The organism is Flavobacterium chungbukense (genome assembly GCF_020805785.1).
GTDB lineage: Bacteria > Bacteroidota > Bacteroidia > Flavobacteriales > Flavobacteriaceae > Flavobacterium > Flavobacterium chungbukense.
In genome coordinates this window covers 109,820-132,170 of record NZ_JAJGZV010000011.1, presented here as the reverse complement: position 1 = coordinate 132,170, position 22,351 = coordinate 109,820, and the positions used below count along the sequence as shown (strand labels likewise).

At 35.1% G+C, this 22,351-nt stretch carries 19 protein-coding genes; 13 read left to right on the top strand and 6 right to left on the bottom strand.

Translation table 11 applies throughout. From position 1 onward, the window contains the following. The 6 genes from LL966_RS21695 to LL966_RS21670 all read left to right on the top strand — a co-directional run bounded on the left by LL966_RS21695 (position 1) and on the right by LL966_RS21670 (position 8,003). Complete coding sequence (locus tag LL966_RS21695) at positions 1–516, top strand: DsbA family protein (protein ID WP_229356189.1); 516 nt, start codon at positions 1–3, stop codon at positions 514–516. Between the two features lie 115 nt (positions 517–631). Continuing rightward, a complete protein-coding gene (gene fdhD, locus LL966_RS21690; RefSeq protein WP_229356187.1) occupies positions 632–1,504 on the top strand; it encodes a formate dehydrogenase accessory sulfurtransferase FdhD in 873 nt (290 codons plus the stop codon). Positions 1,505–1,547: 43 nt separating this feature from the next. Continuing rightward, the gene (locus LL966_RS21685; protein WP_229356185.1) at positions 1,548–3,914 is read left to right on the top strand and encodes an FdhF/YdeP family oxidoreductase; all 2,367 of its coding nucleotides are present in this window, start codon (positions 1,548–1,550) and stop codon (positions 3,912–3,914) included. Positions 3,915–4,137: 223 nt separating this feature from the next. Beyond that, positions 4,138–4,956: an alpha/beta fold hydrolase gene (locus LL966_RS21680; RefSeq protein ID WP_229356183.1), complete on the top strand. Its 819-nt coding sequence runs from the start codon at positions 4,138–4,140 to the stop codon at positions 4,954–4,956. A gap of 933 nt (positions 4,957–5,889) precedes the next feature. After that, positions 5,890–6,768, top strand: a complete 879-nt coding sequence (locus tag LL966_RS21675) for an AraC family transcriptional regulator (RefSeq protein WP_229356181.1) — start codon at positions 5,890–5,892, stop codon at positions 6,766–6,768. Positions 6,769–6,836: 68 nt separating this feature from the next. Continuing rightward, positions 6,837–8,003: an iron-containing alcohol dehydrogenase gene (locus LL966_RS21670; RefSeq protein ID WP_229356179.1), complete on the top strand. Its 1,167-nt coding sequence runs from the start codon at positions 6,837–6,839 to the stop codon at positions 8,001–8,003. Between the two features lie 174 nt (positions 8,004–8,177). Here the strand turns inward: LL966_RS21670 and LL966_RS21665 are convergent, their stop codons facing one another. The 4 genes from LL966_RS21665 to LL966_RS21650 form a co-directional block, all read right to left on the bottom strand. Beyond that, the gene (locus LL966_RS21665) at positions 8,178–9,545 is read right to left on the bottom strand and encodes a 3-keto-disaccharide hydrolase (protein WP_229356177.1); all 1,368 of its coding nucleotides are present in this window, start codon (positions 9,543–9,545) and stop codon (positions 8,178–8,180) included. Positions 9,546–9,557: 12 nt separating this feature from the next. Next, positions 9,558–10,772 (bottom strand): Gfo/Idh/MocA family protein, encoded by a 1,215-nt coding sequence (locus LL966_RS21660; protein WP_229356176.1) that lies wholly within the window; start codon positions 10,770–10,772, stop codon positions 9,558–9,560. Positions 10,773–10,786: 14 nt separating this feature from the next. Then, positions 10,787–11,752 carry an FAD:protein FMN transferase gene (locus LL966_RS21655; RefSeq protein WP_229356174.1) on the bottom strand — a complete coding sequence of 322 codons (966 nt, stop codon included), beginning with the start codon at positions 11,750–11,752 and terminating at the stop codon, positions 10,787–10,789. An 87-nt stretch (positions 11,753–11,839) separates the two neighbouring features. After that, the gene (locus tag LL966_RS21650) at positions 11,840–13,267 is read right to left on the bottom strand and encodes a Gfo/Idh/MocA family protein (RefSeq protein WP_229356172.1); all 1,428 of its coding nucleotides are present in this window, start codon (positions 13,265–13,267) and stop codon (positions 11,840–11,842) included. 540 nt (positions 13,268–13,807) lie between these two features. On the opposite strand from LL966_RS21650, the gene LL966_RS21645 reads away from it, so the two are divergent. Beyond that, the gene (locus LL966_RS21645) at positions 13,808–14,095 is read left to right on the top strand and encodes a hypothetical protein (RefSeq protein WP_229356170.1); all 288 of its coding nucleotides are present in this window, start codon (positions 13,808–13,810) and stop codon (positions 14,093–14,095) included. A gap of 560 nt (positions 14,096–14,655) precedes the next feature. On the opposite strand, the gene LL966_RS21640 is transcribed toward LL966_RS21645, so the two are convergent. Both LL966_RS21640 and LL966_RS21635 read right to left on the bottom strand, forming a co-directional pair. Beyond that, complete coding sequence (locus LL966_RS21640) at positions 14,656–15,054, bottom strand: response regulator (RefSeq protein ID WP_229356169.1); 399 nt, start codon at positions 15,052–15,054, stop codon at positions 14,656–14,658. 244 nt (positions 15,055–15,298) lie between these two features. Next, positions 15,299–15,523 (bottom strand): DUF4981 domain-containing protein, encoded by a 225-nt coding sequence (locus LL966_RS21635; RefSeq protein ID WP_229356167.1) that lies wholly within the window; start codon positions 15,521–15,523, stop codon positions 15,299–15,301. Between the two features lie 262 nt (positions 15,524–15,785). On the opposite strand from LL966_RS21635, the gene LL966_RS21630 reads away from it, so the two are divergent. The 6 genes from LL966_RS21630 to LL966_RS21605 all read left to right on the top strand — a co-directional run bounded on the left by LL966_RS21630 (position 15,786) and on the right by LL966_RS21605 (position 22,334). Further along, a complete protein-coding gene (locus tag LL966_RS21630) occupies positions 15,786–16,346 on the top strand; it encodes a gluconate 2-dehydrogenase subunit 3 family protein (protein WP_229356165.1) in 561 nt (186 codons plus the stop codon). A 41-nt stretch (positions 16,347–16,387) separates the two neighbouring features. Beyond that, positions 16,388–18,091 carry a GMC oxidoreductase gene (locus LL966_RS21625; RefSeq protein WP_229356163.1) on the top strand — a complete coding sequence of 568 codons (1,704 nt, stop codon included), beginning with the start codon at positions 16,388–16,390 and terminating at the stop codon, positions 18,089–18,091. Between the two features lie 17 nt (positions 18,092–18,108). Beyond that, positions 18,109–19,287, top strand: a complete 1,179-nt coding sequence (locus LL966_RS21620) for a Gfo/Idh/MocA family protein (protein WP_229356161.1) — start codon at positions 18,109–18,111, stop codon at positions 19,285–19,287. A gap of 137 nt (positions 19,288–19,424) precedes the next feature. Then, positions 19,425–20,477: a sugar phosphate isomerase/epimerase family protein gene (locus LL966_RS21615; protein WP_229356160.1), complete on the top strand. Its 1,053-nt coding sequence runs from the start codon at positions 19,425–19,427 to the stop codon at positions 20,475–20,477. A gap of 18 nt (positions 20,478–20,495) precedes the next feature. Further along, the gene (locus LL966_RS21610) at positions 20,496–20,858 is read left to right on the top strand and encodes a c-type cytochrome (RefSeq protein WP_229356159.1); all 363 of its coding nucleotides are present in this window, start codon (positions 20,496–20,498) and stop codon (positions 20,856–20,858) included. Positions 20,859–20,870: 12 nt separating this feature from the next. Further along, the gene (locus LL966_RS21605; RefSeq protein WP_229356158.1) at positions 20,871–22,334 is read left to right on the top strand and encodes a Gfo/Idh/MocA family protein; all 1,464 of its coding nucleotides are present in this window, start codon (positions 20,871–20,873) and stop codon (positions 22,332–22,334) included. Positions 22,335–22,351 lie beyond the last annotated feature (17 nt).

Here is a 22,351-nt window from a genome sequence, read left to right as displayed (position 1 = left end):
ATGTCACTAAAACCAGCGGTCAATAAAACGGACCATATACAAGGAAAAAAAAATGCTAAAATAGTAATCGTAGAGTACGGAGATTATCAATGTCCGTATTGCGGAGCAGCTTATCCGATTCTTAAAGAAATGATGAAGAAATATGGAGAGCGAATACAATTTATTTTTAGAAACTTTCCGTTGTCCGAAATGCATAAATATGCGCGCTCGGCTGCCATTGTCGCAGAAGCTGCTGCATTACAGGGAAAATTTTGGGAAATGCACGATGCTATTTATGAAAATCAAGAATATTTGAGTGAAACTTTTCTATTAGAATTAGCAGAGAAATTAGAACTAGATCCGCATCAGCTTAACATTGATATTAAAAAATCTGAACTTGCCTCTAAAGTCGATTCAGATTTTGAAAGCGGAGTTTTAAGCGGTGTAAATGGTACTCCATCTTTTTTTGTTAACGGCAGAAAATTTAACGCTGGCGCAGATGATCTGATGCAACTGATGAGCGAAATTGTAAAATAATTTGGCCTAGAATTAAACCTAAAAATCGGATAGGATTCTTTCAATTAATGAGTGAAAGTATATTTTCTGAACCTATTTTTAATTAAATTTACGTAACAACTTAAATTGCAATATCATGGAAATAAATTATACGGAATTAGTTTCCATCAAACACGTAAGTATTCAAAGAATAGACGGCACAGAAACGGCAGCTTTTTTAGATACACTTTCAGTCGAAGAACCTCTGGAAATTAGATTGTCTTATGGTTCTAACGTAGAGAGGATTCAAAAGAATATTTCGGTTACGATGCGTACGCCGGGCAATGATGTTGATCTCGCAATTGGTTTTCTGTTTACAGAAGGAATTATTACTTCTTTTGAAGACATACAAGAGGCTTATGCTATAAAAATGAATTGTTTGTCTCAAAAGCAAAACATTGTTCAAGTTGATCTTAAGGAGGATTTCATTCCAAATTTGATGCAGACCGATCGAAATTTTTACACTACTTCAAGTTGCGGCGTATGCGGGAAAAGTTCGATTCAATCTATAAAAACGGTAAGTCCTTTTGCTAATTTAATACGCCCGAAAGTTACGATTGAAGCCTCTGTTTTTTATGAATTGCCTAAAAAATTAAGAACAGCTCAAAGCGATTTTGCTTCAACTGGAGGTCTTCATGCATCGGGACTTTTTAATACAAATGGCGATTTGATTCTTTTAACTGAAGATGTTGGAAGACACAATGCATTAGACAAATTGATAGGCAAATCACTCACAAACAATTCATTGCCCTTAAGCGAACATATTTTACTTCTTAGTGGAAGAGCCAGTTTTGAGTTAATTCAAAAAGCCGCAATGGCAGGGATTTCTATTATTGCTGCTATTGGCGCTCCGTCGAGTCTGGCCGTCGAACTTGCATCAGAGTTTAATATCACACTTTTGGGATTTCTAAAAGAAAACAGATTTAATATATACAATTCCTCAGATCAAACTGTGATTGTAACAGCCTGAAAATAATTTAATCCGATAGCAATACCAATTAAACCAAAATGTAATGAAGGAAGATCAACAACAAAATACAGACGATTTAGCCAATAAATTACCCGAAGCAGAGAATCCGTATCAACTTTCAAAGCTTAAATTAACCAAAGTAGAAAAATGGGCTGCGGGTGTTCCTGCTGTTCTCGCGGCGGCGAGTGATCTTATTGAAGATAAGGCTGTTGTTCGCGGTGGTAAAGCTTTGTTTAAAATGAATCAAAAAGGAGGTTTTGACTGCTCCAGCTGTGCGTGGCCAGATCCAGATGACGATCGTTCTCCTTTGGGCGAATATTGCGAAAACGGAGCTAAAGCATTGGCAGAAGAAGCTACAACTAAAAAAGTTACGGCGGATTTCTTTAAAGAAAATTCTGTTTACAGTCTTTCAAAATTAGACGATTACCAAATTGGAAAAATGGGAAGATTAACCGAGCCCGTTTATTTACCAGTTGGCGGTACACATTATCAACCAATAAGTTGGAATGATGCTTTTGCCAAAATTGCTTCCCATTTAAATGCACTTGAATCTCCTAATGAAGCAGCTTTTTATACTTCGGGAAGAACCAGTAATGAAGCTTCTTTTTTGTATCAGCTTTTTGCAAAAGAATTTGGAACCAACAATATGCCGGATTGTTCAAATATGTGCCATGAAACTTCTGGAACAGCTTTGAAAACCACAATCGGAATTGGAAAAGGAACGGTTACTTTAGAAGATTTTTATGATACCGATGTCATTGTGATAATCGGACAAAATCCGGGAACTAATGCACCGCGAATGCTGAGCGCTTTAGAAAAAGGCAAAAAAAACGGAGCAAAAATTATTGCGGTTAATCCGTTGCCAGAAGCGGGTTTAATGGGGTTTCATAATCCGCAGGCGATAAAAGGAATACTAGGTTCTGGCGGAAAACTTACGGATCTTTTTCTTCCTATAAAAATAAATGGCGATATGGCACTTTTAAAAGCTATTGAACTTTTGTTAATTGAACTGGAAAAGAAAAATCCGGGTGAAGTTTTTGATCATGAATTTATTAAAAACAAAACAACAGGCATTGAAAATTTTGAGAAACAGTTTGAACATTTAGATTTAGATCATCTTGCTTTTCTTTCGGGAGTTCCTAAAAATTTAATTATCGAAGCGGCAGAAATCATTGCCTTCAAAAAAAGGATTATTATTTGCTGGGGAATGGGACTTACGCAACAGCCAAATGGTGTTGACATGATCCGAGAAATTGTCAATATACTATTAATTAAAGGAAGCATTGGTAAACCTGGCGCGGGAGTCTGTCCAGTCCGCGGACACAGTAATGTTCAAGGAAATAGAACTATGCTTATTGATGAGAAACCTACAAATGAACAATTAGATCGTCTTCAGGCCTATTTTGGATTTAATCCGCCAAGAAATCACGGTTATGATGTAGTTGGCACGATAAAAGCTATTCATGAAGAAAAAGTAAAATTCATGTTTTGCATGGGTGGTAATTTTCTATCGGCAGCGCCAGATACTACTTACACTGCAGAAGCTTTTAGAAAACTGAAACTGCTGGTTTGTGTATCTACAAAACTGAACAGAGGTCATTTAATACACGGAAAAGAATCTCTTATACTTCCTACGCTTTCCCGAAGTGATATGGATATTGTAAACAACGAAGTGCAGATTATTAGCACCGAAAATTCTATGGGCGTGGTACAGTCTTCAAAAGGTGTACTTAAACCGATTTCGGATCAGTTTATAAACGAAACACAAATTGTCTGCCGTATGGCGATGGCAACTCTAGGAGACAAATCAGTTATTGATTGGAAGCGTTATCACGATAGTTATGACGATGTGAGAGAAGCTATCGAAAATTGTATTCCAGGTTTTGAAAATTATAATGTTAGAGTTCGCGAAAAAGGCGGTTTTTATCTGCCAAATGCGCCTCGTCATGGTGAATTTAAAGCTGCGGCATCAGCCGATCGTGCTGCCTTTACTTTAACTGAAATTCCGGATAATGAATTGGAACCAGATCAATATATGATGGCGACAACTCGCACGCACGATCAATTTAATACTACTATTTACGGTCTGGACGATAGATATCGAGGTATTAAAAATGAAAGACGAGTTATTTTCATGAATCAAAATGATATTGATAAAGCCGGATTCAAAGCGGGAGATAAAGTAGATTTATTTAATTATAATGATGGTATCGAAAGAATTGCGCCTTTATTTCTTATCGTTTCTTATGAAATTCCAGAGCGAAATACAGTCACTTATTTTCCGGAAACAAATGTTTTGGTTTCTGTAAATAATGTGGTAAAAGAAAGCAATATGCCGGCATCTAAATACGTAAAAATAAAAGTAAAAAAACACGATCCAGCCATTTACGAAAAGATAAAACACCTGTAATCTTTTCAATACAAAACATTTAACGGAAGAATTTCAGAGCGTTTCTCTTAGATTATAAAAATAAAAATCATTACTTAATCTAGGTTAATCGACCGCTCTTCTCTTCCTCTATAAATTTGTCAAAGAAATCTAAGCCAAATAAAAAACAGATAAAAACTTAGAATTTAATGACAATACCAAAATTAGGATATTCTTAATTTTATTAATCTTAAAACCAAATAAAATGAGCACAATTACAGTAAAAGACGGAACAGAAATTTATTATAAAGATTGGGGAACAGGACAGCCGATTGTTTTTCACCATGGATGGCCTTTATCAGCAGACGACTGGGATGCACAAATGATGTTTTTCCTGAAACAAGGATATAGAGTTATTGCTCATGACAGACGCGGACATGGTCGTTCTGGTCAAAGTTCAGAAGGAAACAATATGGAAACTTACGCAGCAGACGTAGCAGAATTGACTGCAGCTCTTGACTTAAAAGATGCCATTCATATTGGTCACTCGACTGGCGGCGGCGAAGTAATTCGTTACGCTGCAAAATATGGAAAAAGCCGTGTGGCAAAAGCGATTATTATTAGTGCAGTAACGCCAATCATGATCAAAAATGAAGCTAATCCTGATGGTGTGCCATTGTCTGTTTTTGATGAAATTAGAGAAGGTACCGGATTTAGCAGAGCACAATATTTTTATGATTTCCCAATCGCTTTTTACGGATGGAATCGTGAAGGAAAAACAGTTCAGGAAGGAATCAAACATAATTGGTGGCGTCAGGGAATGATGGGTTCTGTATTGGCTCATTACGAAGGAATTAAAGCTTTCTCTGAATCAGATTTTACAGAAGATCTTAAAAGTTTAGACATTCCTGTTTTGGTGCTTCATGGAGAAGATGATCAGATTGTTCCTTACAATCAGGCTCCTAAAGCTGCCGCTCTTTTGAAAAACGGAAAATTAATTTCTTATCCTGGGTTTCCTCACGGAATGCCAACAACAGAAGCAGCAACTATTAACAAAGATATTTTGGCTTTTATTAAATCCTAAATGATACATTCTTCAATAAAAAAAGCTCCTTTGTTAGAAACTGAGGAGCTTTTTCTATATGACAACTATTACATTCGACTAATTTTAGCTAGATATAAGAATAAGATTTGTTATTTGAAGTTTTACGACAGATTTCTGGTCCTTATTGTTTGGAACATTTTCTAATTTGTCACAAAAGGTTAAGATGGTTTTAAAGTTATTCCATTAATCTAAGTTTTGAAAAAATCAATTGCTAAAGTGGCAATAAATACCATAAAAGAAGAAGCATGATTACAGCGTAGACGGCAAACAAAACAAAAAGTTCTCTGTTGTGTCGCCTTTTAATCTGGGCCAGTCTAGACTTTAGGGCGTCCTTCTCTGCTGCAATAATATCATGATATTTGTCTGTCATAACTACAAAAATTAAAAAAATCTAAATTCGATGCTCTCTACAATCCTGGCATAACCTGAATACCTACTACCACTTTACTACTTCTAATTTGCTCATCGCTTCCAAAAAAAATGTATTATGGCTGATATTCTGAATCATTCATACAATTACGTCTTAGTTTCTAATAAAGTACAACACTGGTCTAGAGTTCAAATGTATTGCTTTAACCTAATTCATCACTGAGTATTTATACGTATTTTTTTATTAAAAAAATAATTAATTATAATTCGCAGTAATAAAGTCAAGCATAATCTAAAATAGATTACTTGTAAATTATTTTCACGTCAAAGAGTATTTCTTTGATGTTGAGAGGCATACATTTCCATTTAGTTATTTAAACATGCTCTCCTTCAGCAGACTAAAATATTGTCTTTGACTTTTCCTTACACCCTTCATTTTTTGGTAAATTTGCATTCTCCAAAATATAATCATTGAATATGCTTATTTAAACCTAAATTGAACCTAAAATAAGCCATACCATATTCCAATCCGAAAGTCAGCAAATGAAATTAGACAGAATTGAAATCAAGAAAAACATTCAAAAAGCAGCAGACAAAAATTTATCTTTTCGTGTTTTTGATTTAGATAACACGAATATTGAGAATTATCTTCATCCACACAAAAAAGATCATTTCTGCATTATAATTGTTGAAAAAGGAAAAATTGATTTACAGATTGAAGAAAAAATGCATGTGCTTAAACCTGGAAAAATCTCCATTATTTTCCCAGAGCAAATTCATTTCGTATCTAATTTGCACGAAGATTCAAAAGGCCGTATTATTTTGTTTGAAGAAGTATTATTTTGCTCGGATATATTAAAAAACGAATTAAGCGCCTATAATGTTAATCTATCCGCTAATCTAAACTGTACTGCCCTGCCAACTGAAGAGTTTGAACAGATGCTTTCAATCATACAAAACATTGAGGCTGTATATCAAAACCCCAGCCTGATAAAAAAGGAACAGGCTCGTTTTTATATTAAAATATTTCTGCTCGGACTTATAGAATCTATTCATGGTAAGCATCCTGTCTTACATCAGAAAACAAATCAGCATCTCTATATTGATTTTAAAAAATTATTAAATGAACAGTTCAAAAAAGAACGGACAGTTCAGTATTACGCAGAATCTCTAAATGTTACCAGCAAAAAACTCAATGAAATAACAAAAAAACACTGCGGAGAAACAGCCATCAATGCTATCCATAATCGAATACTTATCGAAATAAAACGGCAATTATTGTTTTCTGATCTCTCTCACAAAGAAATTGCATTTGATCTCGGATTTAGTTCTCCTTCGGCACTTAACAAATTTGTGAGGGCAAAACTAAAAGAAACACCGACCGAGCTTCAGAACGAATTGGCACAAATTTATAACGCGTAGTATTGTATTTATAACATCTCACTACAAGTCTTCATCTACATTTGCAGTAATAATTAATACTAATAAAGATGAGCAAATTATTTGTTGCAGCAGAGGTTTTCCACGGTCCTGGAAGCCTTGAAGAATTAAAGAATATAAAAGGAAAAAAAGCTTTCGTAGTAACTGGAGGAAGTTCTATGAAAAAAAGCGGGACACTAGATAAAGCTATCGCATTTTTAAATGAAGCGGGAATCAAAACTGTTCTTTTTGATGGTGTCGAAGAAGATCCGTCATCTGCAACATGTTTTAAAGGCGCAGAAGCAATGAGTAAATTTCAGCCAGACTGGATTGTAGGTTTGGGAGGCTGCTCAGCAATTGATGCTGCTAAAACTATGTGGATTTTCTACGAGCATCCAGAGATTGAATTTGATTCTCTTATTAAACCTTTTAGCGTGCCAACCCTAAGAAATAAAGCTAAATTTATAGCCATTCCATCTACCAGCGGAACAGGAACAGAAACTACTGGATTAGCAGTAATTACTGATCGCGAAAAAGGAGTTAAATATCCAATTGTATCCTACGAACTGACACCCGATGTTGCAATTATTGACGGTGAGATCTGCGCATCTATGCCTGCCCATGTAACATCAAATACTGGATTAGATGCTTTAACACACTGCGTTGAAGCTTATGTATCCAACATTGATGATAATTTTGCAGATGTACTGGCTAAAGGTGGATTAGAAATTGTTTTTGATAATCTGGAAGAAGCAGTGCAAAATCCTTCAAACATAACTGCGCGCCAAAATATGCATGATGCTTCTTTTATGGGCGGACTTGCTTTTAATAATGCATGGCTTGGAATTGTACATTCGCTTTCACATCAGGTAGGGGCTTTATACGGTATTCCTCATGGATGTTCTAATGCCATTTTTTTGCCTAATGTTATTCGTTATAATGCTCTAGCTACTGATAAATATCCTGCATTAGCAAAATTAATTGGCGGAGAAACTGCTGAAGATTTAGCGCAGGCTGTTGAGCAATTGAGAAAAAAGGTAAATAATATTTCTTCTATTAAGGAATTTGGAATTTCTAAAGAAGACTGGGACAAAAATCTGGATTACATCACTGGCAATGCTTTAATTGATCCATGTACTGGTTTTAACCCAAGAGTACCTTCAGCAGAAGATTTAAAAAACATTTATAATGCATGTTATGAAGGTCTTGTATATCAAGAGACTGAAGTTTTAAGTTAATTTAGATTTTACTAAAGTATCTTTTACAAGCCACCTCGCTATTGAGGTGGCTTTTTTATAACAATTATTCAAGTGAATTCTCAAGTAATTGAAAGACTAATTTGTAACCGTAATTATTGATTGTATTTTCACAGTGCCGCAACGCCTTTAACTAATATGTTCTTAAATAAAAAACTATTTCAATTCCTTGATTTTAATACTTCTAAAACTTACTTCATTACCATGATCCTGTATTAAAATATGCCCTTTTTGCGCCTCACCAAAGTCTGGCCAAACTTTGTATTTGCTTTGCGCTACCAAATCACGGTATGCTTGCGAACCTCTGTCATATTCCAAAACTTTAACGCCATTTAGGTAATGTTCTACATGATTATTAGGATAAACAATTACACGGCCTGTATTCCAATTTCCAGGTTTACGAAAAAATCGTTTTGTTTTATTTGCTTTAATTAAATCATAAAGAGAACTAAGTGTACGGTTGCCATCTCTGCCTAATTTTGCATCAGGATGAAGATCGTCGTCAAGTAATTGATATTCTAATCCTATTGCAGAACCTTTACTCTGTTCATTTAAGGTTACAAAATATTTTATACCGCTGTTTGCTCCGTCTGTTAGTTTAAAATCGAATGATAAATCAAACGCTTCAAATTCTTTCTGAGTTACAATATCTCCTCCATTTGTAGATTCATCTCCGTTTGATGCCATTACCTGCAAAACTCCTTCCTTCAATCTCCATCCTTTATCTGGAAAAGTTTTTTTATGAGCCCCAACCCATCCATTTGTGGTTTTTCCATCAAATAATAATTTCCAACCATTTTGTTCTTCGTATGGAGTTAATTTATTAGGAATTAAACCCGCAACATAAACTCCTTTAGAAAAAGGAAGTTCTTTTATGTTTTTTGTCTGAACCCTGATATTTTTCCAGTACATTTTAATTCCTGCATCTTTAGCCTTGCCAATAGCGTGAACTTGCAGCGCAATAATTCCTTGATTTGCCGATAAAGTATCTACCAAAAAAGAAACTGGCTGCTTGTCAAGCCATGTTTTCACTTTCTGACCAATACATTCAATACGAATCTTATGAAAAACATTCGGAGTAAAAAGAATCTGTCCTTTTGGATTGTTTGAAACTGGGTAAAGCCATTCTCTTCTTCCTTCATCATAGATTCCGCCGCTCCATTTTCTTGCTGTCGGATCTACATCATATTGATAACCATACACTTTTCCTTTTCCGTCATTTGCTTTAGGGTCAAAATTACTTTTAAACTGTACTCCCGAATTAGAAATACTATCAGACATCATGGTTTCCATTTCCAGTACAAAGTCTCCCGTTATGCGCGTATCAGATGCCAAAAAAGAATTGGGTGATTTTTCTACCGTAGTACCAACGATCATTCCGTTTTCTACTTCGTAATTAGCTGAACCAGTAAGCTGTTTCCATCCATTCAGCGTTTTTCCATCAAATAACGATTGCCAGTTACCTGATTGTGCGTTGCAAAATAATGCTGTAAATAAAAAAAAGAGTGTTGCAATTTGTTTCATACTGTATGTGGTTTAGATATTAGTAAGATTAAATTCAGGTTTCCATTTTTGGATGGAGTCTTCATATATTGATTTATTCATTAAGTGTACACAGAAAGCAGTAGTTGCACCTGTAATAACATTTGATGCTGGTAAACTACCTTCGTTAATCGTTTTATAAAATTCCTGAAGTGCGTACCAGCTTCCGTCTTTTGATTTCTCTTTCAAGATTGGAATTCCTCCGTCGTTGTTCCATTCAATTTTTGTAGCACCCGTAACGCCATCGACAACTTCTAATTCTTTTCTTGTTTGTTTTTCAGGAAAGAAAACACCTTCATCAACCAATAATTGAATCGTACCTTTTGTTCCTTTAATTTTAAATAAATAATCGTCTTTTGCATTGCTGCAAGTGGCACCGAAATTTCCAATCATGCCTTCTTTGCTGTATCGCAGAATAGTCTGAACATTGTCATAAGTTTCTCTACCATCTTTATAATAATCTACTCCGCCCGTTCCGATTATTTCATCAGGATGTGTATTGAATGCCCAATTGATAAAATCAACCTGATGAGAAAGCAATTCAGCGGGCAGTCCTCCAGAGTATTCTTTATACATACGCCAGTTAATTTGCCTATCTGTACAGCCTTCGGGAACAGGTCTTCGCCAGCTTGCATTACGATCCCAGCGGCAGTCAATTTGTGTAACCTTGCCAAGATAATTTTTATCAATCATCTCTTTTACCTTAAAATAAAGCGGCGTGTATCGGTATTGATGTCCAACTTGGAGTACTTGCTTCGGATGCTGTTTCATTAAATTGACTAAAGCAAGCGCTTGATCTGCATCATAAGTCATTGTTTTTTCTAGATAAACATGCTTACCTGCTTTAATTGCAGCTGAAGCTATTTCGTAATGAAGATATAAGGGCACGGCAATAATTACAGCATCAATATTTTTGTCATCTAGAACTTTACGATAATCTGTTTCGCAATTTAAGTTCCTTGTTTTATTGATTGTTTTAGCCTGATTAAGTCGAAATGGCAAAACATCACAAACTGTTTTAAGTGTAAAATCATCTGGCATTTCTTTAAGAACAATGCTCAATCCGTTTCCTCTGTCGCCGCAGCCAATTACTGCAACGGCAATATTTTTTTTCTTCTCATTTAAAACAGCCGCTTGTAAAATCTGCTGATGCAGTAATAAGCCCGTTGTAAATAAGCCTGTTTGTCGTATAAAATCTCTGCGTGTCATGTGGTTTATAATAGTTAGTCTGTTTTTAATTTTAGAAAAGCACTGCTCGCTTTTGTGGAAACAGTGCCAGAATTATTTCTATAAATAAAATAAGCAGCAATGTTTTTTCTTTTTTCTACAAAATCCAGCGCTTTTTCGAGTCCCATTAGCATAAGGGCATTGTCATAAGCATCGGCAGTTATCGCATCATCGGCATATACAGTAACACTTATGAGTTCATTATCTTGCGGAAAACCTGTTTTAGGATTTATAATATGTGTAATTTTTCGGCCATTGCTTTCATGAAATTTTCTATAGCTTCCAGATGTGGTGACAGCTCCTTTATTTAAAGAAATAATTTCGTTAAACGGCTGAAGATCAAATTCATCTTCTGAAGGCGATTCAATACCAATTTTCATTTTCTCTCCAGAAGGCTTTTTTGTTCCTTTTACTCTTATCTCTCCTCCTAATTCTATAACATAATCATTGATGTTATATTGTTCCAATAAATCTGCCAAAACATCGACGCTGTAACCTTGAGCTATTCCATCGAGATCAATTTTTACGCATGGCTTTTTTTTAGACAGATAATTTCCTTTCAATTCTATTAATTTGCTGCTTACACAGTTTCGAAGTGAAAGTATTTCAGAATCATCTGGAATATTGTTTGTCTTTTTTTTACCAAATCCCCAAGCTTCCACTAAAGGATAAATCGTTATATCAAAAAGTCCATCTGTATCTTTATTTACGAGTAATGCTTTTTTGATAACGGAAAGTAAATGATCATCCAGAACGATTCCTTTTGCAGTATTATTAAACTGATTTATCCTCGAATAGCTTTTGTATAAGGAAAGCGAACTGTCTAACTCCATTAATTTTTCATCAATTTTTTTCTTTGTGATAATACTGTCTTTTCCATAATAAACAATACTGTAAGTTGTTCCCTGAGCTTTTCCGGTAATAGTATAACGATTCCATTCAACTGGACGAAATGATGTCAAGCAGATCAAAAAAACAATTGAGATAAATGATTTATTTAATAGAATTTTAGTCACCAGTAAATAATTAATTTGATTTTTTATTCAAGCTTACACTTTATAAAATTGTTCCCATTCTTTACGTGGCGGAGGTCCGACAAGAAGTTCATTTGCATTTTTACTACTTGTGATGATTTTATTTTTTCTATCAAAAACAATCTTTTCACCAGTCCATTGCGCTAAAACTCCAAGACAGAAAACTTGACTTAAAGGCCCAGCTATTTCAAAAGGAGATCTCGTTTTTTCTTCTCCTTTACATGCTTTTAGAAAATTAGCAAAATGATTGGATGTACTTTCTGGAACAAAAGGCAGACGTGAAGCCATTTCTTTAGCCTTCTCCTCAGGAATAATCGACAAAGTACTTCCGTGCGAACCTCCTTTAAAAGTCAAATCTTTACTATAAATAATTTTACCCGGATTTAGTTTAGCAGGTAAAACGGCACCATTGCTTGGCGGTGGAATATTCGGATCTAATCCCTGTTCTCCATAACCTGAAGGTATGGGAGGAAGATTATCGACACCATCATACCATTTTATTTCGACTGGCGGTTTACTATCTCTTTTTGGAAATTTAAATGAAAGTGTAGTCGACATCGGAAAGAAAAAATCATTGTGCCCGTCTAACTTGATAGGATCAACTTCGTAAGGAAGTCCAAGATCTAAAAACTGATGAGCCGTATCTAGAATATGTGCTCCCCAATCTCCTAAAGCTCCCATTCCAAAATCAAACCAGCAACGCCATTGACCGTTTACAAATTCTTTATTAAATTGATGTCCGTAAGTCTGCATCTGCCAAATGTTCCAATCTAAAGTCGTTGGTATAGGTTCAGCAGGTGGAAACGAATTGATTTTAGGATCCCATCCGTGCCAGCGTCTAGGCGAATTCATATGCGCAGTAATGGCAGTTACGTCTTTTATAATTCCTGCTTCCGTCCAAGCTTTAAACTGAAAATAATTAGCTTCAGAATGTCCCTGATTTCCCATTTGGGTTACTACTTTTGGATGTTTTTTTGCAGCTTTCATCATAAGCTCGACTTCGTTAAAAGTACGTGCCATTGGTTTTTCCACATAAACATGTTTCCCAAGATTAATTGCCATCATTGTAATGGGAAAATGAGAAAAATCAGGAGTACCAATGCAAACTGCTTCTATTTGATTTCCCATTTTATCGAACATTTGTCTGAAATCCTTAAATCGAGGCACATCAGGAAACTGTTTCAATATATCTAAAGTTTGAGGCGCTTCCATATCTACATCACATAGTGCTACGATATTTGCCAATCCTGTATTGTAGAGTTCACGAATTATATCTGCACCCCGATTACCAATTCCGACACAGGCAAGATTTACTTTGTCGGCAGTTTTTCCTTTAAATTTTAATTCACTTGAAAACAAGAAGCTTGGTACTGCGGTTGCAGCGGCGGCAGCTAATAAAGTATCTGCTAAAAATTTTCTTCTTGAATAATTGCTGTCTGACATATATATGTTTTTTTAGATAGTCGGTAAAGAGATGTGATTTTTTAAATAATCAGAACTTCGGCATTTGCCAAAGCATCAATAGATTTATATTTAATGGAAGAACAATCTTGGAAAAAATTCTATCAGGAATATTTTTAAAAAATTGTAAGAAAGTTCACTATTCAAAGAACAATATTATTATTGAATTTAAAAATACAAATTGTGTCAATTTTTAAACTTTTTGATTCATATAAGGGCTGAATCTATCTACAATGCATGATTTACAATAAAAAAATAAATAAATCCAATTTCAAGCTTTTTGATAAAGATAAAGAAAAGTCAGTTTCGAAAGCTCTAGTGATTATGCAACTTTTTATTATAATTCAATAGGTTGCAAAAAAATTAAATAATCCCTTCTCTTTTATGACTCAATTTTTTACAAATGAAAATTTGACAATACTGAAAGAAAATCATATAACTAATCTGATATTCTAAACTGTAATTTAGAATAATCTAATTGAAAAATTAGATATGTTTATTTACTCTTTAAAACTTATCAATATGAGATCTGACAATTACGCATCTAAAGAATTTGATTTTGAAATGAATTCTTATGAGGAACAGCTACTATTAAATTACGACGACTATTTAGAAGGGGATTACAATAATAGTCTGACATCTTCTAATCATTATAATCTAGAACTTGGAGATTTGGAAGATAATTTAGAATATGATTTCGAATCAGAGTATGATGAAAATGATTGGGAAGAAGAAGATCTAAATGAAAATTCTGCGGGAGAATACGATGCAAATGAAGAAAAGCCGGGAAGTTTTGAAATGCTCAGCTAAAATTAGTGTTTCCTTACCTATACTATAAATAAAAAAGCCACTCCGTAATGGAATGGCTTATTATTTTTCGTTGCTTTCCTTGCGATTATATTATTTCGCATAGAAAATTACTGCTGCTACAATCTAAAGTACATTTGTTATAGGGAAACATAATTTTATCCATCACTGCGCAAACTCAGTTCCGTACAAAAAAACAAGAGCTATATATATGAATAGACAAAGTGAGTCTATTATAAGATGATGTAAAAATTGTGCAAACATAATTTGAATATGATATTGCTTACACCAAAAAATGCTTTAACAACACTATGCTACTTTCGAAATCAAAAACAGTGCTATAACACCTGCAATGGATAAAACTGTGAAATTGATGATAAGATCCTTTCTTTTTCTGGATTCAGTACCATAATGCATATTATTCTTTTTATATTTTCTATTCGTTTTCATTTTCGTTTTCATATTTCTTTACAATTAGACATGAGATGCGAAGCACAAACGCTGTGCCGCAAAATTATTTACAGGATTAGATATTTGAATGAGTACAGAATCTGTTACAGCTGTTACTTAGAAGTTGGAACCGGTAAAAGTATGTGCTGTAGCAAACCAGTAAGATCTTTCAAGCTTTGCTGCTTTTTTAGAAACTGAACTTTTTTGAATTTTGTCGCAGCATCTTTAACAAGTGCTCCCGAATGTCCTGAGTAAAGCACAACAGGAATTTTTTCAAGCCCTTTAATTTTCCTGAGCAGTTTAAGAAATTCCGATCCGTCAAGATACGGCATATGATAATCTAGGAAAATTATATCAGGAGTTTTCTTTGGAGCTTGCAGCATTTTCAAAGCATCAAGCGCATTATTTTGGATTGAATATTTAATATTTAGATCAATCGCATGGAGCGCGATACCGAAAATTTCGGCATCGTCGGCATCATCATCCACCATTAAAATATTCCTGTATTTCATACTGCTAAATTAAAAAGTCCAAATGGATGTTCTTCATACAATTTCTGCGCATCATTATACAATTTCCACTTCACAATTCAGCTTGATCTTCACTAAACAAAAAAGCCTCCAAAATCAAATAACTTTGGAGGCTGTCAATTTTATAAACAGTTTACTTTTTACTTAACTGAATTTGATAATTGAAAGAAATTGACTTGGCATATAGCATAATTACGGTCGGCATAGTTTTCTATTTGACGACGGCCTAGATAATCGAATTGGTAAATTTCTTTTTCAAGAACATACGAACACCGATTCTTGCCAAAATTACTTTTTTCGACAACATCTGATCGTTTATCAGATAAAATGAAACCTTAACAAAATATTCAGCACCTGTTTTGGCTGTAATAGTGAATGAAATTTTTATAGCTTTTTCTGCGCCTGGATTGATGGTTTCTACTTTAACTTTCCGAAGATACAGGCATCTCATTCTATGTGACTAAAAATAAAGATCTTAATCCGTGATTTGAAAAAGCAACTCTTAAAATTTTGCATTTTTTCTTACTAATTATCAAAAGGAGGTAGTTAATTTTAAAAATAGTTACTAAAACGTTTTATTAATTAGCAATTGTAAATTTTTATCATTTATTTAATACTAAAAATACATATATAGTATTTTTTTTACTATTATTGTAAATGATTAATAAATATATTATCCTCAATAAATAAACAGTATTATTAATATTTTGTAAATGGAAAGAAGAGAAGCATTAAAAAAGTTTGCTTACTTATTGGGTGGAGCACTTTCTGCCTCAACAATGGGCGTTTTATTTGAAAGTTTTACTGTATTTGATCCGACAAACAATACTTACATTTTTTCAAGTACAGATGAAGAAATATTAGCTGAATTTTCAGAAATAATTTTACCAACAACTGCAGCTTCACCCGGAGCGAAAGACTCAGGTGTAGGTGCTTTTATTCCACTGGTTATAAAAGAATGTTATCCTCCAGATTTGCAGAAAGTTTTCAAAAATGGATTTGATAATATGCTGGTAAAAAGTAAAACCAAATTCAATAAGGAATTCTTAAACCTTAATAATGACGAAAAAAAATTGCTGATAACTGATCTTCGACAAGAATCTATTGACAACAACAAAGAACCTTCATTCTTTTTAATTGCCAGAGACTTAACTCTCTTAGGATATTTTTCTTCTGAAATTGGCTGTACAATCGCGAGAGAGTATTTACCAATACCAGGCAAGTATGATGGTAATGTCGATTATGTTGCCGGTCAAAAAGCCTGGGCGGTATAAAAACAAGACACTTTTAATTATTAATTACTAAAAAGACATTCGTGAATATCAATACTGATTTAAAAAAGCAAAATACTTATGATGCAATTGTCATAGGTTCAGGAATAAGTGGCGGATGGGCTGCTAAAGAATTAACGCAAAAGGGATTAAAGGTCTTAATGCTGGAACGTGGAAAAAACATCGAACATGTTAAAGATTATGAATCAGCAATGAAAGCACCTTGGGAAATTGCCTATTGCGGAAAATTGACTGAGGAACAAAAGAGAACGCATCCTGTACAAACCAGAGATTATCCATATAGTCAAGCCAATGAAAGCTGGTGGGTAAACGATTTAGAGTGTCCATATACCGAAGACAAGCGTTTTGATTGGTACAGAGGTTTTCACGTTGGTGGAAAGTCTTTAATGTGGGGACGTCAAAGCTATCGTTTTAGCGATCATAATTTTGAAGACAACCTGAAAGACGGTCATGGCAATGACTGGCCAATCCGATATAAAGATATTGCTCCGTGGTATGATTATGTAGAAAAATTTGCTGGAATAAGTGGTCAAAATGAAAATTGGCCTTTATTACCAGATGGTCAATTTTTGCCGCCAATGGATATGAACTGTGTAGAAAAGTCAGTAAAAGAACGTATCGAAAAACACTACAATAAATCAAGAATTTTAACTATTGGTCGTTCAGCAAATCTAACTGTACCTCATTTAGGAAGAGGAAATTGCCAATACAGAAATTTGTGCAGCAGAGGTTGTCCCTTTGGCGCTTATTTCAGTACGCAGTCTTCTACTCTTCCTGCTGCTATGGCTACAAAAAAACTGACTGTTCGTCCTTATTCGATTGTTAATCATATTATTTATGATAAGGAAACAAAAAAAGCCAAAGGTGTAATGGTAATTGATTCGCAGACTAATGAAACCATGGAATTTTATGCCAAAATTGTTTTCGTAAATGGTTCAACACTAGGTTCAACATTTGTTTTATTGAATTCGACTTCTGAAGCTCATCCTAATGGTTTGGGCAATGGCAGCGGACATCTGGGCCACAATTTAATGGATCATCACTTTAGATGCGGTGCAGAAGGAACTGTTGAAGGTTTTGAAGATAAATATACCTATGGAAGAAGACCTAATGGTATTTATATCCCAAGATATCAGAATTTTAACGGTGATAAAAGAGATTACTTACGTGGTTTTGGATATCAAGGTGCAGCAAGCAGAGGCCATTGGCATAAAGAAGTAGCCGAATTAGATTTTGGCGGCGATTTCAAAGATATTTTATCAAAACCGGCTGACTCGTGGACTATGGGATTGGGAGGCTTTGGAGAAATGCTTCCTTACTACGAAAACAAAGTGTACATCGATCATTCCAAAACAGACAAATGGGGACAACCTGTTTTAGCTATAGATTGTGAATACAAAGAAAATGAAGCTAAAATGCGAGAAGATATGATGTACGATGCCGCAGAAATGCTTGAAGCTGCCGGCGTTAAAAATGTAAAAGCTTACGATAATGGCTGTTATCCCGGGATGACAATCCATGAAATGGGAACTGCCCGTATGGGAAATGATCCAAAAGAATCTGTCTTGAACAGATGGAATCAAATGCACGAAGTGAGCAATGTATTTGTTACTGATGGATCTTGCATGCCTTCAAGTGCTTGCCAGAATCCTTCTTTAACCTATATGGCTTTAACTGCCAGAGCTTGCGATTATGCTGTAAAAGAATTAAAAAAGAAAAATATTTAGATTCAGGATATTTAATTATGAGAAAATTAAAAATGGGAATGATTGGCGGTGGTAAAAATGCTTTTATTGGAGCAGTTCACCGCATTGCCGCCAACATGGATGGATTAATCGAATTGCATTGTGGTGCTTTTAGTTCGAATCCTGATGTATCTCTTGAATCTGGTAAAGAATTAGGTTTATCTGAAGATAAATGTTATAAATCTTATACTCAAATGATTGAGACGGAAGCAAAACTCGCTCCTGAAGAACGAATGGATTTCGTCTCGATAGTAACACCTAATCATGCTCACTTTGCACCTGCAATTTTAGCATTAGAAAATGGTTTCCACGTTGTTTTAGACAAACCAATCACTTTGAACTTGCACGAAGCAAAACTATTAGCACAAAAAGTAAAGGAAACTGGACTTTATCTCTGCCTGACCCATACTTACGCTGGATATCCCATGGTTAAGCAAGCCAGAAGTCTGATAGCCGAAAATCATCTGGGAAAGATTCGAAAAATAATGGTCGAATATCCTCAAGGCTGGTTGAGCAGTGATTTTGAAAACGCTGGAAACAAGCAAGCCGCTTGGAGAACAGACCCTTCAAAAAGTGGCATCAGCGGTTGCATGGGAGATATTGGAACTCACGCTGCACACTTAGCAGAATACATTTCAGGATTAAAAATTACTCAAATTTGTGCTGATATTAATACTGTAGTCGCAAACAGAAGATTGGACGATGACGGCAATGTGCTGCTTAAGTTTGATAATGGCGCTAACGGAATTTTAGTCGCCAGCCAAATTGCCGCTGGTGAAGAAAATAGCTTAAAAATAAAAGTCTATGGAGAAAAAGGCGGTTTAGAATGGCATCAAATGGAGCCGAATACCTTAATTGTAAAATGGCCCGACTCCCCTGCTCAATTATATCGCACCGGAAATGGCTATTTGTCGCCTAAAGCAACTTTTAATACCCGAATTCCGAGTGGGCATCCTGAAGGTTATTTGGAAGCATTTGGAAATTTATATAGAAATTTCGCGCTGACTTTACAATCAAAACTAGAAAATAGAGAACCAACACCATTTATGCTTGATTTTCCATCTGTGGAAGAAGGTGTTCGCGGAATGGCTTTTATAGAAAATGTAATAGCTTCTGGAAAATCAACTCAAAAATGGACTGAATTTAGTATCTTAGGCACTAAGACGCTAAGGTCCTAAGATTCTAAGGTATTGCAAGAAATACCGCTTAAGAATAGAGCGATATGAATGAATAAATATATAATTATACTTTCTATACTCAGAACCTTAGAACCTCAGTCCCTTAGAAATTTGTTAAAAAATTTAAATTAAAAAGCATGACAACAATACAAGGACCAGCTGTCTTTTTAGCGCAATTTATTTCTGATGAAGCGCCTTTTAATTCTTTAGAAGGAATTTGTCAATGGGCTGCCAATCTCGATTTCAAAGGAATACAAATTCCCACTCTAGATACTCGTTTTATTGATTTGCAGAAGGCGGCAGAAAGCAAAACTTATGCTGATGAACTAACAGGAATTGTTGCTTCCTATGGATTAAAAATATCTGAACTGTCTACTCATTTACAAGGTCAGTTAGTTGCTGTTCATCCTGCTTATGATGATTTTTTTGATGGATTTGCTCCAAAAACTTTAAGAGGTAATCCAAAAGCAAGACAAGAATGGGCTGTTCAACAATTACATTATGCAGCAAAAGCTTCTCAAAATTTAGGTCTTAATGCACACGCTACTTTTAGCGGTTCGTTATTGTGGCAATATTTTCATCCGTGGCCTCAAAGACCGCCCGGCTTAATTGAAGACGGTTTCAAAGAACTGGCTAATCGATGGTTGCCGATCCTTAATGAATTTGATAAAAATGGTGTGGACGTTTGTTATGAAATTCACCCGGGAGAAGATTTATTTGATGGCGAAACTTACGAAATGTTTCTTAAAGCGGTAAATAACCATCAGCGTGCCTGCATACTTTATGATCCTTCACATTTTGTACTACAACAGCTCGACTATATTCAATATATCGATTTTTATCATGAACGAATAAAAGCTTTCCACGTAAAAGATGCTGAGTTTAACCCCACAGGAAAACAGGGTACTTTTGGAGGTTACCAAAATTGGGGCAATCGTGCAGGTCGTTATCGCTCTCCGGGCGATGGTCAAATTGATTTTAAAACCATTTTTAGCAAATTAACGCAATATGATTATAAAGGCTGGGCAGTAATGGAATGGGAATGCTGTTTGAAAAACCAAGAAGATGGTGCCCGCGAGGGAGCCGAATTTATAAAAAAACACATTATCAAAGTGACTGATAAAGCCTTTGACGATTTTGCTGCTGTAGAAACGAATACACAGCTTAATAGAAAAAATTTAGGACTTTAAATTATTAAATAGTATAAGATGAAATTATTTTTATTTATTGCGATAATAACCTTGAATGGATCAACCTCTTTTTCGAATTATCAAGCAATTCCGGCTGTATATAGTACGCCCCAAGAAGGACAACATACTGAAGCAGAAGCAATATTAAAAAAATTAGATTGCGCTACCTGCCACAAAATAGAAAAAAAAGTTGTAGGTCCCTCCTATTTGGATATTGCCAAAAAATATCCAAATAATGAAAAAAACATGAATTACTTATCGGATAAAATTATAAAAGGAGGCTCTGGAGTTTGGGGCGCTATTCCAATGGCTCCTCATGCTTCATTAAAGAAAGATGATGCAAAAAAAATTGCAAAATACATTCTCTCTCTCAATAAATAAAATATACTCTATATGAATCAAGACTTCAATAAAAGTAAAGAACCTGAATCGAATGATCGCAGGGATTTCCTAAAGAAAGGAGTACTAGCTGCTGCCGCTTTTATGATTATTCCCAGACACGTCATGGGAAGAGGTTTTGTAGCGCCTAGCGACAAATTAATAATTGCAGGTATTGGTGTAGGCGGAAAAGGAAAATCTGACCTTTCTTCTTTTAATGCAAGTGGACTTGCAAATATCGCATATCTATGTGATGTTGATACAAGAAGAGCCTCCGATAGTGTAAAAGCCTATCCGAAAGCAAAATTTTATAAAGATTGGCGTGAAATGCTTGATAAAGAACATAAAAATTTTGACGCCGTTTCTGTATCTACACCCGATCACAATCATGCTATTCAGGCCTTTTCGGCTATGCAGTTAGGAAAGCACGTGTATGTACAAAAGCCACTTGCGCACGATATTTTCGAAGCCCATATGATGACGCAGGCTGCTGCAAGATATAAAGTTGTTACACAGATGGGAAACCAGGGGTCATCCAATGATGGTACCCGACTTTTAAAAGAATGGTATGAAGCAGATTTGATTGGTGATGTTCACACTGTTTATGCTTGGACCGACAGACCGGTTTGGCCACAGGGAATTCCGTGGTCGACAGCAAAAATAGAAATTCCTAAAGAACTTGATTGGGATTTATGGCTTGGTACTGCTCCCAACAAAAACTATGTAGACAAGTTAGTACCATTCAACTGGCGCGGCTGGTGGGATTATGGAACGGGAGCTCTTGGAGACATGGGATGCCATTTAATGGAAGCCCCATTTTCGGTCCTAAATCTAAAATATGCCAAAGATGTACAATGCAGCGTTGGATCAGTCTATGTTGATGAGTTTAGAAGAGGATATTTTCCAGATAGCTGTCCACCGTCAAGTCACGTAACATTAACATTTCCAAAAACGAATAAAACGAAAGGTGATGTTAAAGTGCATTGGATGGATGGTGGTATTCAACCGGATCGCCCGGAAGAATTAGGAGCAAATGAAATTTTCGGCGATGGCGGAAACGGAACTTTATTTATTGGAACAAAAGGAAAAATGATATGTGATACTTATAGTGAAAATCCAAGATTATTGCCTTTATCTCGTAATGAAAATCTAAAAATAGCCGAGAAATATTCCCGCGTAAAAGATGGCGCTAACGGACACTACAAACAATGGATTGAAGGCTGTATTGCAGGTTATGGCAAAAAAGAATTAAGTTCTCCTTTTGAAATTGCCGGTCCTCTAACAGAAGCATTGCTAATGGCCAATCTTGCGGTAAGAGGTTATGACTTGCATAAGGAAGTATTAGGTGAAGATGTATATCCGGGACGTTCCGTTAAATTACTTTGGGATAATGATGCCAAGAAAGTAACCAATGCAGACGATGTAAATCAATTTGTAAAACGAAATTATAGAGAAGGCTGGAAAAACTTAAGCTTTTAAATTTTAAATAATAAGAA